This is a genomic window from Duganella dendranthematis, from assembly GCF_012849375.1.
Taxonomy (GTDB): domain Bacteria; phylum Pseudomonadota; class Gammaproteobacteria; order Burkholderiales; family Burkholderiaceae_D; genus Rugamonas; species Rugamonas dendranthematis.
Map to the genome: position 1 here is coordinate 2354263 of NZ_CP051684.1, position 15878 is coordinate 2370140.

Here is a 15878-nt window from a genome sequence, read left to right on the forward strand (position 1 = left end):
AGTTGAATGAAAAACAGCATAGCGCCGCGCGTCGGCGGGTGCATCGGTAATAAAAGGCACGCTTCACCATGACACGTAAATACCTGGACATGAATCAGCACGACGCGCTCTACAAGGTGGCGCGCGCGTATCCCGGCGGCATCGACGCCCTGGCGCAGGCGATGGGGATCTCGGTCAACGTCTTGCGCAACAAGCTGGCGCCGACGATCGCGTCGCACTATCCGTCGTTTGAGGAGGTGTCGACGGTGGTCGACCTGTGCCACAAGGCGGGCGTGGCGGACGCGCATCTGCCGCTGCATGCGCTGCTGGTGCGGCACGGCATGGCCGCATTTGTAGTGCCGATGCCGGAGGCGATCGGCGAAGACGACCTGTCGCAGACGGTGTGCAAGGTGATGAGCCAGGTGGGCGCGGTGGCGGAAGCCGTTTCCACCGCGCTGCTGGATGGCAAGGTCACGGCGGCGGAAGCGGATTTGATCGAGCGCGAGTTTCAGGGCGCGCTGTCGGCGCTGGGCGAGTGGCGTGCCCGCCTGCGCCTGAAGGCCCAGCAATAGCAGGCTTTCACCCCGCACTTCGCATGCGGGGGTCTGACCCGGACCGGGTCAGACCCGATGTGGCTTAGGGTTACTGGCGGTTTTCTCGGCGATCGCGGTTAGGGTCTTTTTTCTCGTCGCGCGGTTTTTCGGCTTCGCGGCGCGGTTCGGCGCGCTGGGGTTGCTGCTGCTGCGGTGGCGATGGCGGCGGCGTGAACTGGCGTGGCGGCTGCTGCGATTGCTGCGGCTGCTGCGGTTGCTGTACCGGCTGCGCCGGCTGCGGCGGACGCTGCTGCTCATCACGCGGACGGAAACGGCGCCCATTGTCATCGCCGCCCCGGTCCGTGCGATCGCGCGGCTGTTGCCACTGCGGCTGTTGCGGCTGCTGCGGCTGCTGAGCTTGTTGTGGCTGCTGCGGCGCCACCTGCGCCGGCTGCGGCGTCGTCGGCGCCTGCCAGCGCGGCGGCTGCCCCGGCTGCTGGCCAGCCTGACCTGGTTGCCCTTGCTGCCCCGGCTGGTTAAACCGCGGCCGCAACTCAATCCGCACATCGTTCGGGTTAATGGTTTGCGCCGGTGCATCCGGATGGCCGAACTGGTTGGGCGCCAGGGTGCTCAACTGGCCGCGCGGCTGTTGCGCCGGCACGGGTACCGGCTGCGAAGGCGCCGTCAGCACGCGGCCCGGCCGGTCATTGCGGCCGTCATTACGTCCATCATTGCGATCAAACCGATCCGGTATGCCATCATGATCGCGGTCACCGCCGCCACGGTTGGTGGTCAAACCACGGCCCGGCGGCTGCGGCGGCGCCACTGGCGACACATTATTGACGAAACTCGCCGGCGGAATCACCTGCGCGCCCCGGTTCACCACCACATTGCGGCGGCCTTCAAACTGATCGCGCGGCAGCACCGTCAGGCCATCGCGACGGCCATTCCAGTCATTGCGCGGCGTGAACGGCTTGCCGTTATGCGTCCACGTCACGCGGCGGTCGTAATCCGCCGACACCCGATAGCCCGGCACAAAACGGTCGCGCGGCGACAACGGATACCAGCCCAATCCCGGCCCCGGACGCGGTCCGCCACCATTGCCGCCAACCCAGCCGACCAGCGCCGGCGCCCACACCGGCCGCCCCGCAGGACGTCCCGGCGCCCACGACCAGCGGCGGCCGACCATCACCCACCGCCCATAGTGCGACGGGGCATAACCCCACGGCGCGTTGTCGACCCAGGTCCAGCCCCACGGCGCCAGCCAGATCCAGCGGCCGTCGCGGTACGGCGCCCAGTCCAGCGCCACATTGCGCGGGGTCCACAGCGGGCCGTATTCGGCGTTCTCGACCCAGGTGCCGTTGCGGTCCAGCTCTTCATAACCGGTCATGCCGCTGGAAACAAAACGGGTGGTGGTGCTGTTGTCGTAGCGGTCGCGGTCCTCGGACCAGATGTCGAAGCCGTCGCGGCGGGCCACGCTGGTGCGCACGTCTTCGCCGGTCACATCCACATGACGGCCGTTGCTGACCACCACCGACGAGCCGGCGCCATCCACCCGCGCGCTACCAGCCAGCAGGCTGATCTGGCTGGTGTCCGGCTGACGGTCAACGTCGACCCGCAAAACACCGGGTTCCAGCATGGTGATGCGGGCTTGCGGCGTGGTCAGTTCAAAGTCGCGCAGCAGGTCGGGGTTGCGCACGCGGATGCTGACGCTGCCGTAATTGAGGCGCAAGCGCAGCAGGTCATCGTCCATGGCGGTGATTTCCAGGTCGGAGTCGCCATCCACCCGCACGGCGGTCGAGCCGACGCGAAATTCGGTGCGGGCGCCGTTGGCCGTGTTGATGTGGTTGGCGGCCGTCACCGGCCAGTTCAGCGAGGCGCCGACCGGATCGCCATCCCCCACCAGCGTGACTTGCCCTTCGACGCTGGAGATGCGGCCGACAATCGCCGGCGGATCTTCAGCCTGGGCCAACGCGGAAAAGCCGGCCAATGCGGCCAGCACGACGGTGTGGATAATCTTGCGGCTCATGGCAGCGTCTCCTGTGGGTAATGCCTGAATAACGCCGCGCGCGCGAAACCGACGACAGCGGTTACAAATACTTGCAAACTTTCTAAGCCGCCGCGCCACCGCGTTTGACGAAGAACAGCGCCGCGCCGACCGCCATCAGCAGGCCGCCGAACACGCGGTTCTGCTTTTTAACGGCGCGGGCGTCGCGGAAAAAGCGCTGCATGGACGAAGCCAGGAAGGCGTAGCTGTGCATCACCACCAGGTCGATGCAGCACATCGTCACGGCCAGGATCAGCAGTTGTGGCAGCAGCGGCGACTTATCGGTAATAAATTGCGGCAGCACCGCCACCATGAAGATGATGCCCTTCGGGTTGGTGGCGTTGGTCAGGAAACCGGTCAGGAAGCGCTTTTTGACGGTCGGCACCACCACGGCGGCCTGCTGCTGTTCGCTGATGTGGACCTTGGCGCGCCACTGGCTCAGGCCGAGGTAGATCAGGTACAGCGCCCCCACCGTCTTGACGATATTGAACGCCACTTCCGACGCCATCAGCAGCGAACCGACGCCGGCGCCGGCGATGAAGAACACCAGCAGCAAGCCGGTCTGCAAGCCAAGGATGGTGGCGCTGGCGCGGCGCACGCCATACGACAGGCCGTGCGACATCGACAACACGGCGCCCGAGCCCGGCGACACGGCAATAATGCAGGCAGCAACAAAGAAAGTGATCCAGGTGGCGAAGCTCATGGCGATTCCGTTTAATTTGTTTAACTTAAGCAATCATCATTGTAGCGGTATCGGGACGCGGCTTGCTTGGGTTAATATTGCCTGTCAAACCATACAAGGAGTACCCCCGATGGCCGGTTCCAGCCTGTTAGCCCTGATCGACGATATCGCCTCCATCCTCGACGACGTCGCCCTGATGAGCAAGGTGGCGGCCAAAAAAACCGCCGGCGTGCTGGGCGATGACCTGGCGCTCAACGCCCAGCAGGTGGCCGGCGTGCGCGCCGAGCGCGAATTGCCGGTGGTGTGGGCGGTCGGCGTCGGCTCGCTGAAGAACAAGGCCATCCTGGTGCCGGCGGCGCTGGCAATCAGCGCGTTTGCGCCTTGGGCCATCACGCCACTGCTGATGGTGGGCGGCCTGTACCTGTGCTTTGAAGGCTTCGAGAAAATCGCCCACAGCCTGTTCCATAGCGGCGACGACGAACACAAGGCCGAGCTACGCACGGCGCTGGCCAATCCCGAGGTCGACCTGGTGGCGCTGGAAAAAGAAAAAATCAAAGGCGCAGTGCGCACCGACTTTATCCTGTCGGCGGAAATCATCGTCATCGCGCTCGGCACGGTGGCGACCGCGCCGTTTGCGCAGCAGGTGACGGTGGTGGTCGGCATCGCGCTGGTGATGACGGTCGGCGTGTACGGCCTGGTGGCGGCCATCGTCAAGATGGACGACGCCGGCCTGTATCTAAGCCAGCGCGGCGGCGCGGCCGTGCGCGCGCTGGGCCGGATGCTCCTGTCGGCGGCGCCGGTGCTGATGAAATTGCTGGGCGTGGTCGGCACAGTGGCCATGTTCATGGTCGGCGGCGGCATCCTGACCCACGGCCTGCCATTCGCCCACGACATCATCCACCATGCCACCGAAGCCGTGGCCGCCACGCCTGCGGTGGGCGGACTGCTGGCCGTGATCGTCCCAAGCCTGCTGGACGCCGTCGCTGGCCTCATCGCTGGTGGCCTGGCGTTGGTGGTTGTCAACACGATCGGCAAGATCGTGCGCCTGGTCAAAAAGCCAGGCTGAGTCTTCTGCTCTGATACGGAAGCGAGCGCCAGCGGGCCTCGCTTTCTCTATCGACAAGGCGCATCCATGACTACCCCTTCCAGCGCCTTCATCGGCGCATCCTGGCTGGCCCTGATCGCCGGCGCCCTGACCTATATGACCGGCCTGTGGAACGCCAGCATGGCGCTCAATGAAAAAGGTTACTACTTCGTCATCCTGATGTATGGCCTGTTTGCCGCCATCTCGCTGCAAAAATCCGTGCGCGACCGCAGTGAAGGCATCACTGTCGGCGGTGACCGTCCAGAAGAATGTGCGCGATCTGGCGTCCGTCCCTGACCAGTGACCAGTCCGAAGCTCTCCCCGGCGGACGCCACACGCTCCAATCCGGGGAAATTTGATCTAAATCAATAAATTCGACCGGGGGACTACGTAAACTGACCCTATTCATTGCGATAAAGCAATAAAACACCGGCGGAGAGAGCTATGCGCAACAACCAACCAGTCACCAACCGCGAAGTAGAAGTGTTGGACGACCAGGCCATCGTGTCGAAAACTGACCTGAACGGCAACATCACTTATGTGAATCCTTACTTCACGCAAATCAGCGGCTTTGACGAGGAAGAGCTGTTGGGCGCTCCGCAAAACATCGTGCGCCATCCCGACATGCCGGCCGAAGCCTTCGCCGACCTGTGGGCCTCGCTCAAGGATGGCACGCCGTGGACCGGTTTCGTCAAGAACCGCTGCAAGAACGGCGACCATTACTGGGTCCGCGCCAACATCACGCCAATCCGTGAAAACGGCAAGACCATCGGCTATATGTCGGTGCGCGTCAAAGCCGAGCGCCACCAGATCGCCAAGGCCGAACAGGCCTACCGCGCGATCCGCACCGAAACCAATCACAACATCCGCATCAAGAACGGCCAGGTGATTCATCCGGGCTTCGCCAATCTGCTGTCGCGCCTGAGCCACGTGTCGCTCGGTTTCCGCATCTGGGCCGCCACCAGCGTGGTCAACGTGTTGCAGGTGCTGGTGTGCGCCGCCGCGCTGATGAACGGCCATGCCGCCAACAGCTACGGCATCTTTGCCGCCACCTTCCTCGGCCTGCTGATCAACGTCTTCCTGTGGTACACGCTGCGCGTCTCGGTGCTGCAACCGCTGGACCGTGCGCTGCACGGCGCGCGCCAGATCGCCGCCGGCGACCTGTCCGGCAGCTTCGACACCGAAGCCACCGACGAAGTGGGCCAGCTGCTGCGCGCCTTGCAGCAAATGAACAGCAACCTGATCGCCACCATCCGCGACGTCCGCGTCAACGTTGAAACCATGGCCGTGGCCACTCGCCAGATCGCCGCCGGCAATGCCGACTTGTCCGGCCGCACCGAAGCGCAAGCCGCCAGCCTGGAAGAAACCGCGTCGAGCGTCGAGCAGTTCTCGTCCACCGTCAAGCAGAACGCCGACAACTCCGAGCAAGCCAACAAGCTGGCGCAAAACGCCTCCGACGTCGCGGTGCAGGGCGGCGTGATCGTGGCCGACGTCATCGCCACCATGGACGAAATCAACAACTCGTCGCGCAAGATCGTCGACATCATCGGCCTGATCGAAGGCATCGCCTTCCAGACCAACATCCTGGCGCTGAACGCCGCCGTGGAAGCGGCCCGTGCCGGTGAACAAGGCCGTGGCTTCGCGGTGGTCGCCGGCGAAGTGCGCAACCTGGCCCAGCGCAGCGCCACCGCCGCCAAGGACATCAAGAACCTGATCGACGTCTCGGTCGGCAAGGTCAGCGCCGGCATGGTGCAGGTCGACCGCGCCGGCGCCACCATGAAGCAAGTGGTGGCCTCGGTGCAGCAAGTCACCGCCATCATGCGCGAAATCTCGGTCGCCTCGCACGAACAGAGTATCGGCGTCGACCAGGTCAACTCGGCCATCGCCCACATGGACCAGGTCACGCAGCAGAACGCCGCGCTGGTCGAAGAGGCAGCCGCCGCCACCGCCAGCCTGGCGCTGGAAGCGGGCGGCCTGACACAAGCGGTCAGCCTGTTCAAGTTTGGTCCGGTCCGCACTGCACGCAGCGCCCGCCCGGCCGCGCCACAGTCATCCACCGTGAAACGCCTCGCAGCATAAATTATGAATACGCCTTTCCCACCCGTTGAATTTGACGCCGCCATCATCACCAAGCTCAGTCAGTCGGGACCGCGCTACACCTCCTATCCGACTGCGGACCGCTTCCAAGGCGACTTCGGTTACAGCCAGTTCCTGGAAGCAGTGGCCGGCCTGCGTATGCGCCGCAGTCGCCGGCCCTTGTCGCTGTATATCCACATTCCGTTCTGCGATACGGTCTGCTACTACTGCGGCTGCAACAAGATCGTCACCAAGGATCACAGCAAGGCCGCTGTCTATCTCGGCTACCTGAAGCAGGAAATCGATATGCAGGGCCGCCTGTTCGACGGCATGGGCCAGATCGAGCAGCTGCACTTCGGCGGCGGCACGCCGACCTATTTGAGCGACAGGCAGATGGGCGACCTGATGGCGCACCTGCACGCCAACTTCGATTTCGCCGACGATGCGCACGGCGAGTATTCAATCGAGATCGATCCGCGCACGGTCAGCGTGGAGCGCGTGCACAGCCTGCGCGCGCAGGGCTTCAACCGCATCAGCCTGGGCGTGCAGGATTTCGATCCAGACGTGCAGAAGGCCGTCAACCGCATCCAGCCGGAAGCCGAAACCCGCGCCGTGATGGACGCCGCCCGCGCCGCCGGCTACCGCTCGATCAGCATCGACCTGATTTACGGCCTGCCGAAGCAGACCATGGCCAGCATGACGCAAACGCTGGACAAGGTGATCGACGCCTCGCCCGACCGCATCGCGCTGTACAACTACGCGCACCTGCCGCACATCTTCAAGCCGCAGCGCCGCATCGCCGACGCCGACATGCCAACGCCGGCGGTCAAGCTGGAGCTACTGGCGATGTGCATCCAGCGCCTGTGCGACGCCGGCTACATCTACATCGGCATGGACCATTTCGCCAAGCCGGACGACGAACTGGCCGTGGCCCAGCGCCAGGGCCGTTTGCAGCGCAACTTCCAGGGCTATTCCACGCGCGCCGAATCGGAGCTGATTTCGTGCGGCGTTTCGGCCATCAGCGCGGTCGGCGCCACCTACAGCCAGAACGAGAAAACGCTGGACGCGTACTACGCCAAGCTGGATGACGGCGTACTGCCGATCACGCGCGGCATCAAGATGGATAACGACGACCTGCTGCGCCGCATGGTGATCGGCAAGTTGATGTGCAATTTCGAGTTGTCGCTGTCGTCGATCGAACAGGGCTTTCCGATCAAGTTCCGCCAGTATTTTGCGGCGGAGCTGCAGAAGCTGAAGGCGTTTGAAGATGACGGCCTGCTGACCGTCGATGACGAATGGATTTCGGTGACGCCGAAAGGCCGTCTGCTGATCCGCAATATCTGCATGGTGTTTGACCGTTACCTGGGCGTGGCGCAGGACATCGCGCCGCAACCGCTGCGCTACTCGAAGACCATCTGAGGATGTCATGAACGCCGCACAGCTACTGCCAGTGTTTGTAGTCGGCCTGGCCGGCAGCATCCACTGCGTTGGCATGTGCGGCGGGATTGTGACGGCAATGTCGGCCACCGTGCGCAGCTCCCGCACCGTCATTCCGGCGCACGCGGGAATCCATGCCGAGTATCCGCTCAGGCGTTCCATGGGTTCCCGCGTGCGCGGGAACGACGTGTCGCTGGTACTCGCCTACAACGCCGGCCGCATCAGCAGCTACATGCTGGCTGGCGGCTTGGCCGGCGGCCTGGCCAGCGGCGCCCGCAACATGGCAGCGGTGGCCGGCATCCAACTCGGCCTCTACTGGCTGGCCAACCTGATGCTGGTCGCCCTCGGCCTCTACCTGATGAATGCCTGGCGCGGCCTGGCGGTACTGGAGCAGGGCGGCCGCGTACTGTGGCAGCGCGCCCAGCCGCTGATCGCCCCCGCCATGAAAACCCTGATGCCAGCCGACACCGCGCCAAAGTCCTGCGCCCTCGGCGCGCTCTGGGGCTGGCTCCCCTGCGGCATGGTCTACAGCGTGCTGACCACCGCCCTGCTCAGCGGCTCGGCCGCCGACGGCGCCGCGCTGATGCTGGCCTTCGGCCTCGGCACGCTGCCGATGCTGACCGGCCTCGGAATGCTCGGCGCGCGTCTGCAACAAGCCATGCAGCGCCGCCAGGTCCGCATCGCCTGCGGCCTGCTGGTGCTGGCCTTCGGCGTCCTCGGGCTTGCCCGCGCAGCGGGAGGCGTCACGCCCGAATGGATGGAAATGCTATGCCTCACACCACACCCTTGAACGCCCTGGCGCCAGCGCCGTGCTTCCACTGCGGCCAGACGCTGCCCGACGTGGTGGATAACGCCTGGGCAGTCACCATCGCTGGCGAACCGCACACCATGTGCTGCCCCGGCTGCGCGGCGGTGGCGCAAACCATCGTCGACCTGGGCCAGGAAAACTACTACCGCGACCGCACCGCCTACGCCGCCAGCGCCGACGGCGCGCAGCAGCTGCCGCCGGAACTGCAACTGTACGACAACGCCGACCCGCGCTTCGCGCTCGATGAAGACAGCCGCGAATCGACCTTCACGGTGGAAGGCATCCGCTGCGCCGCCTGCGTGTGGCTGATCGAAAACCGGCTGGCGCGCGTACCCGGCGTCGACAGCGCACAGCTCAACGTCGCCACCGAAAAACTCTACGTACGCTGGCGCAGTGACCAATGCCAGCCCGGCGACATCCTCGGCGCGCTGCACACCATCGGCTACGCCGCCTATCCCTACGAGGCCGACCGCCACGCCGGCCAGCAACAGCGCGCCGCCAAGACGCTGGGCCGCCAGCTGTTCGTCGCCGGCCTGTCGATGATGCAGGTGATGATGTACGTCGCTCCATCCTACCTGGCGCACGACGACGGTACGCTGGACGACAGCATGGCGTCGCTGATGCGCTGGGCCAGCCTGCTGCTGACGATGCCCGCGATCTGCTACTCGGCGCTGCCTTTCTGGCGCGGCGCCGTCACCAGCCTGCGCGCGCGCGCACTGGGCATGGACGTGCCGGTGGCCTTGGGCATCGCCGCCGCGTTTGGCGCCAGCGTCATCGCCACCTTCACCGGCAAGGGCGAGGTGTGGTTCGACTCGGTGACCATGTTCATTTTCCTGCTGCTGTGCAGCCGCTACCTGGAATTGCGCGCGCGCCGCAAGGCCGGTGCCGCATTGGAACGCTTGCAGCACGCGCTGCCGGCATCGGCCTCGCTGCTGGAGAACTATCCGGCCAGCCGCGCCGCCACCATCGTGCGCGCGGCGTCGCTGGCTGTGGATAACATCATACTTATCAAGCCCGGTGAGGCGGTGGCCGCCGACAGCATCATCATCGAAGGCCGCACCTCGCTCGACCTGTCGCTGTTGAGCGGCGAGAGCATACCGGTGCCGAAGAGCACCGGCGACGTCATTCCCGGCGGCGCCATCAACGCCGGCAGCATGATACTGGCGCGCGTGATGCGCAAGGCGCAGGACAGCACCTTGTCCGACCTGGTGAAACTGATCAACCGCGCCGGCGGCGAAAAGCCGCACATCGCGCTGTGGGCCGACCGCGTGGCCGCGTATTTCGTCGCAGGCCTGCTGCTGTTTGCGCTGGCCGCTTTCAGCTTCTGGTTCTGGCACGACGGCAGCATCGCGCGCGCCTGGCCGATTGCGATTGCGGTGCTGGTGGTGTCCTGTCCATGCGCGCTGTCGCTGGCCACGCCGACCGCATTGGCAGCGGCCACCGACAACCTGCTCAGGCAAGGCGTGCTGGTGACCGGCCCGCAAACGCTGGAGACCCTGCACCGCACCACCCACGTGGTGCTGGATAAAACCGGCACGCTGACCTGGGGCCGGCCGGTGCTGCAAGGAATACAGGAACTGGGCGCGATGCGCGCCGACTTTTGCCTGCAAGTGGCGGCCGCGCTGGAAGCCGGCAGTGCGCACCCGTTGGCGCTCGCCATCATCAGTGCCGCCGACGAAGCAGGGCGGCACAACTGGAGCGCCGTCGCGCTGACCGAAACCGCCGGCTGCGGCCTGGAAGGCACGGTGCACAATCGCCGCTACCGCTTGGGCAGCGCACAGTTCGTGGCCGGCATTGCCGGGCTGGCGCCGGAACGCACAGTGGCCGATGGCGTGACGCCGATCTATCTCGGCGTCGAAGGCCAGTGGCTGGCCTGCCTGCAGTTGCACGACGGCTTGCGGCCCGATGCGCAGGACACGGTCGACTACTTCCGCCGGCGCGGCAAGACGGTGGTGCTGGTCAGCGGCGACGATGACGTGCTGGCGCGCCGCGTCGGCGACCAGCTGGGCATCGAAACCACGGTCGGCGGCTACCTGCCGGCCGACAAACTCAATTTCGTGCAGCAGATGCAGCGGCGCGGCTGCGTGGTGACCATGATCGGCGACGGCATCAACGACGCCGCCGTGCTCGGCGCGGCCGACGTCTCGTTTGCCATGGGCAGCGGCGCCGCACTGGCGCAAGCGCACGCTGACGCGGTGCTGCTCAACGGCCGCCTTGGCGCGGTGGCGGACAGCGCGCGCGTGGCCGAGCGCACCATGCGCATCATCCGCCAGAATCTGGGCTGGGCCACGGTCTACAACGTGGTCGCCATTCCGGCGGCGGCGATGGGCTTGCTCAATCCGTGGTTGTCCGGCGTCGGCATGGCGCTCAGTTCGGCGGTGGTGGTGCTCAACGCGCTGCGGCTCAGAAAGGCCGCTTGATGGAGGCCCTGTACCTGCTCATTCCGCTCAGCGTGGTGCTGGTGTTCGTGGCGCTATGGATCTTCTTCCGCGCCTCGGACGACGGCCAGTTCGACGATCTGGTCGGCCCGGCCCTGCGCATCCTGCAAGACGACGACAAGCCGCCCATTGATCACAAGTGATCCGGCGGATTTTGACTTATATCAAGGATTTTTAAGCTTCTCCTAAGTAACCTTTGACCTACATCATCAAAGTGTTCCGGGGAGAACTCAATTGGATCAACACTATAACTACAAGGTCGTGAAGCAGTTCACGATTGCGACCGTAGTCTGGGGCGTCGTGGGCATGCTGGTCGGCGTCATCATCGCCGCGCAGCTGGCCTGGCCGGCGCTGAATCTGGACATTCCATGGCTGACTTATGGCCGTCTGCGTCCGCTGCATACCAACGCGGTGATTTTTGCGTTTGGTATCTGCGGCCTGTTTGCTACCTCGTATTACGTGGTACAACGCACCTGCCAGGTGCGCCTGTTTTCCGACAAATTAGCGGCCTTCACCTTCTGGGGCTGGCAGGCCGTGATCCTGAGCGCGGTCGTCACGCTGCCGATGGGTCTGACCCGCGGCAAGGAATACGCCGAGCTGGAATGGCCGATTTCCATCCTGATCGCGCTGGTGTGGGTGTCGTACGCCGTGGTGTTCTTCGGCACGCTGATCAAGCGCAAGGTCAAGCACATCTACGTCGCCAACTGGTTCTTCGCTGCCTACATCATCGCCGTGACGATTCTGCACGTGGTCAACGGCATGTCGATGCCGGCCTCGCTGTTCAAGTCGTACTCGGTCTACGCCGGCGTGCAGGACGCGATGATCCAGTGGTGGTACGGCCATAACGCGGTGGGCTTCATCCTGACCGCCGGCTACTTGGGCATGGTCTACTACTTCATTCCGAAGCAGGCCGAACGTCCGGTGTACTCGTACCGCCTGTCGATCGTGCACTTCTGGGCGCTGATCTTCACCTATATGTGGGCCGGTCCGCACCACCTGCACTACACCGCGCTGCCGGACTGGACACAATCGGTCGGCATGGTGTTCTCGCTGGTGCTGCTGGCGCCAAGCTGGGGTGGCATGATCAACGGCATGATGACCTTGTCGGGCGCCTGGCACAAGCTGCGCACCGACCCGATCCTGAAGTTCATGATCGTCTCGCTGTCGTTCTACGGCATCGCCACCTTCGAAGGTCCGATGATGTCGATCAAGACCATCAACTCGCTGTCGCACTACACCGACTGGACCATCGCCCACGTGCACGGTGGCGCACTCGGCTGGGTCGGCTTCATCACCATGGGTTCGATCTACTACATCATCCCGCGCGTCGCCGGCCACCAGAAGATGTATTCGACCAGGCTGATCGACCTGCACTTCTGGGTCGCCACCATCGGCGTGGTGCTGTACATCGCCGCCATGTGGATCGCCGGCGTGATGCAGGGCCTGATGTGGCGCGCGGTCAATCCGGACGGCACGCTGACCTACACCTTTGCGGAAAGCGTCAAGGCCACCTATCCGTACTACGTGGTGCGCTTCGCCGGCGGCTTGCTGTACCTGAGCGGCATGTGCGTGATGGCCTACAACACCTGGATGACCTTGCGTAACACCAAGACTGCGGTCGCGCCGATTCCGGCGGTCAACGCGGCCCACGCCTGATATCGGAGCACAGTATGAAATTTTCACATGAATGGATCGAGAAAAATCCCTGGCTGCTGATCGCGCTGGTGACGCTGGTGATCAGCGTCGGCGGCGCCGTCGAGATCGTGCCGCTGTTCTTCCAGAAGTCGACCACGGAGCCGGTGGCGGGGCTGAAGCCGTATTCGCCGCTGCGCCTGGCCGGCCGCGACATCTACATCCGCGAAGGCTGCTACAACTGCCACTCGCAGATGGTACGGCCGCTGCGCGCCGAGACCGAGCGCTACGGCCACTACTCGGTGGCCGGCGAGTTCGTCTACGACCACCCGTTCCAGTGGGGTTCCAAGCGCACTGGGCCCGACCTGGCGCGCGTGGGCGGCCGCTACTCCGACGAATGGCACCGCGACCACCTGAACAATCCGCGTGACGTGGTGCCGGAATCGAATATGCCGAACTACCCATGGCTGTCGAGGAACACGCTGGTGCCGGCCGAAATCCAGCCGAAGATGCGCGCGCTGCGCCGTACCGGCGTGCCGTACACCGACGCCGAGATCGCCGCCGCGCCGGAAGAGCTCAAGGACAAGACGGAACAAGACGCCCTGATCGCCTATCTGCAAGGCCTGGGCACCCTGATCAAAACGAGGAACTAGCATGGATACCCTGTTTGACAACGCCAGCAGCGTGATGACGGTGATTTCGTTCATCACTTTCGCCGGGATCCTGTGGTGGGTGTATGTGCACCGCAAGGCCACCGACTTCACCGCCGCAGCCAACCTGCCGTTTGCCGACGACGAGGAGGTGCACCATGGCTGATTTCACCAACGGCTTCTGGGATATCTATATCGCCGCGCTGACCCTGCTGGGCATCATTGGCTGCGGCATCCTGCTGTACTCGCAATCGAAGGTCAAAGTCGTCAAGACCGACGCCGGCAAGATCGACACCACCGGCCACGTCTGGGACGAAGACCTGACCGAGCTGAACACGCCGATGCCGCGCTGGTGGATGTGGCTGTTCTACATCACCATCGTGTTCGCGCTGGCCTATTTGTTCCTGTATCCGGGCCTGGGCAGCTACGCCGGCAAGCTGGGCTGGAAATCCAGCGGCCAGTATCAGACGGAACTGGCCAAGGCCGATGCCGAATATGGTCCGCTGTTTGCCAAGTACCAGAAGCAGGACCTGAAAACCGTGGCGGCCGATCCGCAGGCGCACGCCATCGGCGAGCGCCTGTTCCTGACCTACTGCGCGCAGTGCCACGGCTCGGATGCGCGTGGCAACAAGGGCTTCCCGAATCTGACCGACAAGGACTGGCTGTTCGGCGGCGCGCCGGAAACCATCCAGGAAACCATCCTGCACGGCCGCGTCGGCGCCATGCCGCCGATGGGCGCCGCCGTCGGTGGCGACAAGGAAGTGGAAGCGGTCGCGCACTACGTGCTGAGCCTGTCCGACTCGACCCACGACCCGATCAAGTCGGTGTTCGGCAAGGAGAAGTTCGGCGCCTGCATGGCCTGCCACGGTGCCGACGCCAAGGGCAACCAGACACTGGGCGCGCCTAACCTGACCGACAAGATCTGGCTGTTCGGCGGCAGTGTGGAAACCATCAAGGAAACCATCAACAAAGGCCGCACCACCACCATGCCGGCGTTTGCCGACTTCCTCGGCGAAGCCAAGGTGCATGTGCTGGCGGCGTATGTGTGGAGCCTGTCGAACAATCCTGCCGAGGTGGCTGCTCCCGCCGCCGTACCGGCCGATCCACCGGTAGCAGCTGAAAAATGAACGCCCCACAGGAACAAGTCATCAAGATGTACGCGGCCCGCGAGGAAATCTATCCGCGCGAGATCGCCGGCCGCTACGCCCGCCTGCGCTGGCTGTTTGTGTGGCTGACGCAGCTGGCGTTCTACTGCACGCCGTGGCTGCAATGGAACGGCCGCCAGGCGCTGCTGTTTGACCTGGGTACGCGCAAGTTCTACATCTTTGGCCTGGTCCTGTGGCCGCAGGATTTCATTTACCTGGCGCTGCTGCTGATCATCAGCGCCTACCTGCTGTTCCTGGCGACAGCGATAGCAGGGCGGGTGTGGTGCGGTTTCGCCTGCCCGCAAACGGTGTACACCGAAATCTTCCTGTGGATAGAACGCAAGATTGAAGGCAAGCGCAGCGCGCGTATCGCGCTGGACCGCCAACCGGCCTCGCTGCACAAGTTTGGCAAGAAGAGCGCCAAGCACGCCGCCTGGCTGGCGGTGGCGCTGTGGACCGGCTTTACCTTCGTCGGCTACTTCACGCCGATCAAATCGCTGATGGGCGAAGTGGTGACGCTGAGTTTCGGCCCATGGGAATGGTTCTGGGTGCTGTTCTACGCCTTCGCCACCTACGGCAACGCCGGCTGGATGCGCGAACAGGTGTGCAAATACATGTGCCCGTATGCGCGCTTCCAGAGCTCGATGTTCGACCGCGACACGCTGATCATCACTTACGATAGCGCACGCGGCGAACCACGCGCTCCACTATCGAAAAACGGCAACGGCAACCACGGCTCGTGCATCGATTGCTCACTCTGCGTGCAGGTCTGCCCGACCGGCATCGACATCCGCAATGGCCTGCAATACGAGTGCATCGGCTGCGCCTCCTGCATCGACGCCTGCAACACCGTGATGGACAAGACCGGCCAGGCGCGCGGTCTGGTCCGCTACAGCACCGAGCGGGCGATGGACGAACACCTGACGCCGACCGAGATCCGTCGCCGCACCACACGCACGCGGGTAAAAATCTACAGCGCCGTACTGGGCCTGATCGTCTTGGCCACCTGTAGCGCGCTGTACCTGCGCAAGCCGCTCAAGCTGGACGTGATCCGCGACCGTGGCTCGATGGGCCGCGAGGTGGAGGACGGCATGATCGAAAACGTCTACCGCCTGCAAATCATGAACACTTCCGAGCAAGCGCACGTGTACAAGATCAGCGCTGGCGGCCTGGACACGCTGAGCGTGGCCGACGCCGACACCGTGCGGGTCGCAGCCACCGAAACGCGTGGCTATCCGCTGCGGCTGCGCGTGGCGCATGGCGCCGGCCATACCGGCTCAAACAAGATCAACATCAGCCTGACCGCAGTCGACGACCCGTCGCTGCATGTGCAAGAATCCGCGGTCTTTATCGTGCCGCGCTAAGGA

Annotated in this window: 14 protein-coding genes and 1 pseudogene; 13 read left to right on the forward strand and 2 right to left on the reverse strand. The window is 64.4% G+C overall.

Annotated elements, in window-relative coordinates; translation table 11 throughout:
* The first annotated feature begins 68 nt into the window (after positions 1 to 68).
* The gene (locus tag HH213_RS10815; protein WP_110845979.1) at positions 69 to 551 is read left to right on the forward strand and encodes a phage regulatory CII family protein; all 483 of its coding nucleotides are present in this window, start codon (positions 69 to 71) and stop codon (positions 549 to 551) included.
* Between the two features lie 70 nt (positions 552 to 621).
* On the opposite strand, the gene HH213_RS10820 is transcribed toward HH213_RS10815, so the two are convergent.
* Positions 622 to 2541: a DUF6600 domain-containing protein gene (locus HH213_RS10820; protein ID WP_169112250.1), complete on the reverse strand. Its 1920-nt coding sequence runs from the start codon at positions 2539 to 2541 to the stop codon at positions 622 to 624.
* 82 nt (positions 2542 to 2623) lie between these two features.
* Complete coding sequence (locus tag HH213_RS10825) at positions 2624 to 3262, reverse strand: LysE family transporter (protein WP_169112251.1); 639 nt, start codon at positions 3260 to 3262, stop codon at positions 2624 to 2626.
* A 109-nt stretch (positions 3263 to 3371) separates the two neighbouring features.
* Between HH213_RS10825 and HH213_RS10830 the strand changes: the two genes are divergently transcribed.
* The 12 genes and pseudogenes from HH213_RS10830 to ccoG all read left to right on the forward strand — a co-directional run bounded on the left by HH213_RS10830 (position 3372) and on the right by ccoG (position 15875).
* Positions 3372 to 4307, forward strand: a complete 936-nt coding sequence (locus HH213_RS10830) for a DUF808 domain-containing protein (protein ID WP_169112252.1) — start codon at positions 3372 to 3374, stop codon at positions 4305 to 4307.
* A gap of 66 nt (positions 4308 to 4373) precedes the next feature.
* Positions 4374 to 4580, forward strand: a pseudogene (locus HH213_RS10835) (YiaA/YiaB family inner membrane protein); the annotation flags it as partial.
* Positions 4581 to 4769: 189 nt separating this feature from the next.
* Positions 4770 to 6404 (forward strand): methyl-accepting chemotaxis protein, encoded by a 1635-nt coding sequence (locus tag HH213_RS10840; protein ID WP_169112253.1) that lies wholly within the window; start codon positions 4770 to 4772, stop codon positions 6402 to 6404.
* A 3-nt stretch (positions 6405 to 6407) separates the two neighbouring features.
* Complete coding sequence (gene hemN, locus HH213_RS10845) at positions 6408 to 7820, forward strand: oxygen-independent coproporphyrinogen III oxidase (RefSeq protein WP_169112254.1); 1413 nt, start codon at positions 6408 to 6410, stop codon at positions 7818 to 7820.
* Between the two features lie 7 nt (positions 7821 to 7827).
* Positions 7828 to 8628, forward strand: a complete 801-nt coding sequence (locus tag HH213_RS10850; protein ID WP_169112255.1) for a sulfite exporter TauE/SafE family protein — start codon at positions 7828 to 7830, stop codon at positions 8626 to 8628.
* Complete coding sequence (locus HH213_RS10855; protein ID WP_169112256.1) at positions 8607 to 11066, forward strand: heavy metal translocating P-type ATPase; 2460 nt, start codon at positions 8607 to 8609, stop codon at positions 11064 to 11066. The genes HH213_RS10850 and HH213_RS10855 overlap by 22 nt, the downstream gene beginning before the upstream one ends.
* Positions 11066 to 11227, forward strand: a complete 162-nt coding sequence (ccoS, locus tag HH213_RS10860; protein ID WP_110845988.1) for a cbb3-type cytochrome oxidase assembly protein CcoS — start codon at positions 11066 to 11068, stop codon at positions 11225 to 11227. The genes HH213_RS10855 and ccoS overlap by 1 nt, the downstream gene beginning before the upstream one ends.
* A 91-nt stretch (positions 11228 to 11318) precedes the next feature.
* Positions 11319 to 12740, forward strand: a complete 1422-nt coding sequence (gene ccoN / locus HH213_RS10865; RefSeq protein WP_110845989.1) for a cytochrome-c oxidase, cbb3-type subunit I — start codon at positions 11319 to 11321, stop codon at positions 12738 to 12740.
* A 14-nt stretch (positions 12741 to 12754) separates the two neighbouring features.
* Positions 12755 to 13369, forward strand: coding sequence for a cytochrome-c oxidase, cbb3-type subunit II (gene ccoO / locus HH213_RS10870; RefSeq protein ID WP_169112257.1), 615 nt, complete (start codon positions 12755 to 12757; stop codon positions 13367 to 13369).
* Between the two features lies 1 nt (position 13370).
* Entirely contained in the window at positions 13371 to 13532 is a 162-nt protein-coding gene (locus HH213_RS10875; protein WP_169112258.1) for a cbb3-type cytochrome oxidase subunit 3, read from the forward strand.
* On the forward strand, positions 13525 to 14493 hold the full coding sequence (gene ccoP / locus HH213_RS10880; protein WP_169112259.1) for a cytochrome-c oxidase, cbb3-type subunit III: 969 nt from the start codon (positions 13525 to 13527) through the stop codon (positions 14491 to 14493). Before HH213_RS10875 ends, ccoP begins: the two co-directional genes overlap by 8 nt.
* On the forward strand, positions 14490 to 15875 hold the full coding sequence (ccoG, locus tag HH213_RS10885; RefSeq protein WP_169112260.1) for a cytochrome c oxidase accessory protein CcoG: 1386 nt from the start codon (positions 14490 to 14492) through the stop codon (positions 15873 to 15875). Before ccoP ends, ccoG begins: the two co-directional genes overlap by 4 nt.
* The last annotated feature ends 3 nt before the right edge of the window (positions 15876 to 15878 follow it).

What these genes read in the sequence shown, in the direction of transcription:
- ccoO (WP_169112257.1), top strand. Translation starts at nt 12,755, where the DNA reads ATGAAATTTTCACATGAATGGATCGAGAAAAATCCCTGGCTGCTGATC.
- HH213_RS10850 (WP_169112255.1), top strand. Translation starts at nt 7,828, where the DNA reads ATGAACGCCGCACAGCTACTGCCAGTGTTTGTAGTCGGCCTGGCCGGC.
- hemN (WP_169112254.1), top strand. Translation starts at nt 6,408, where the DNA reads ATGAATACGCCTTTCCCACCCGTTGAATTTGACGCCGCCATCATCACC.
- HH213_RS10830 (WP_169112252.1), top strand. Translation starts at nt 3,372, where the DNA reads ATGGCCGGTTCCAGCCTGTTAGCCCTGATCGACGATATCGCCTCCATC.
- HH213_RS10855 (WP_169112256.1), top strand. Translation starts at nt 8,607, where the DNA reads ATGCCTCACACCACACCCTTGAACGCCCTGGCGCCAGCGCCGTGCTTC.
- HH213_RS10820 (WP_169112250.1), bottom strand. Translation starts at nt 2,541, where the DNA reads ATGAGCCGCAAGATTATCCACACCGTCGTGCTGGCCGCATTGGCCGGC.
- HH213_RS10825 (WP_169112251.1), bottom strand. Translation starts at nt 3,262, where the DNA reads ATGAGCTTCGCCACCTGGATCACTTTCTTTGTTGCTGCCTGCATTATT.
- ccoS (WP_110845988.1), top strand. Translation starts at nt 11,066, where the DNA reads ATGGAGGCCCTGTACCTGCTCATTCCGCTCAGCGTGGTGCTGGTGTTC.
- ccoG (WP_169112260.1), top strand. Translation starts at nt 14,490, where the DNA reads ATGAACGCCCCACAGGAACAAGTCATCAAGATGTACGCGGCCCGCGAG.
- HH213_RS10815 (WP_110845979.1), top strand. Translation starts at nt 69, where the DNA reads ATGACACGTAAATACCTGGACATGAATCAGCACGACGCGCTCTACAAG.
- HH213_RS10875 (WP_169112258.1), top strand. Translation starts at nt 13,371, where the DNA reads ATGGATACCCTGTTTGACAACGCCAGCAGCGTGATGACGGTGATTTCG.
- ccoP (WP_169112259.1), top strand. Translation starts at nt 13,525, where the DNA reads ATGGCTGATTTCACCAACGGCTTCTGGGATATCTATATCGCCGCGCTG.
- HH213_RS10840 (WP_169112253.1), top strand. Translation starts at nt 4,770, where the DNA reads ATGCGCAACAACCAACCAGTCACCAACCGCGAAGTAGAAGTGTTGGAC.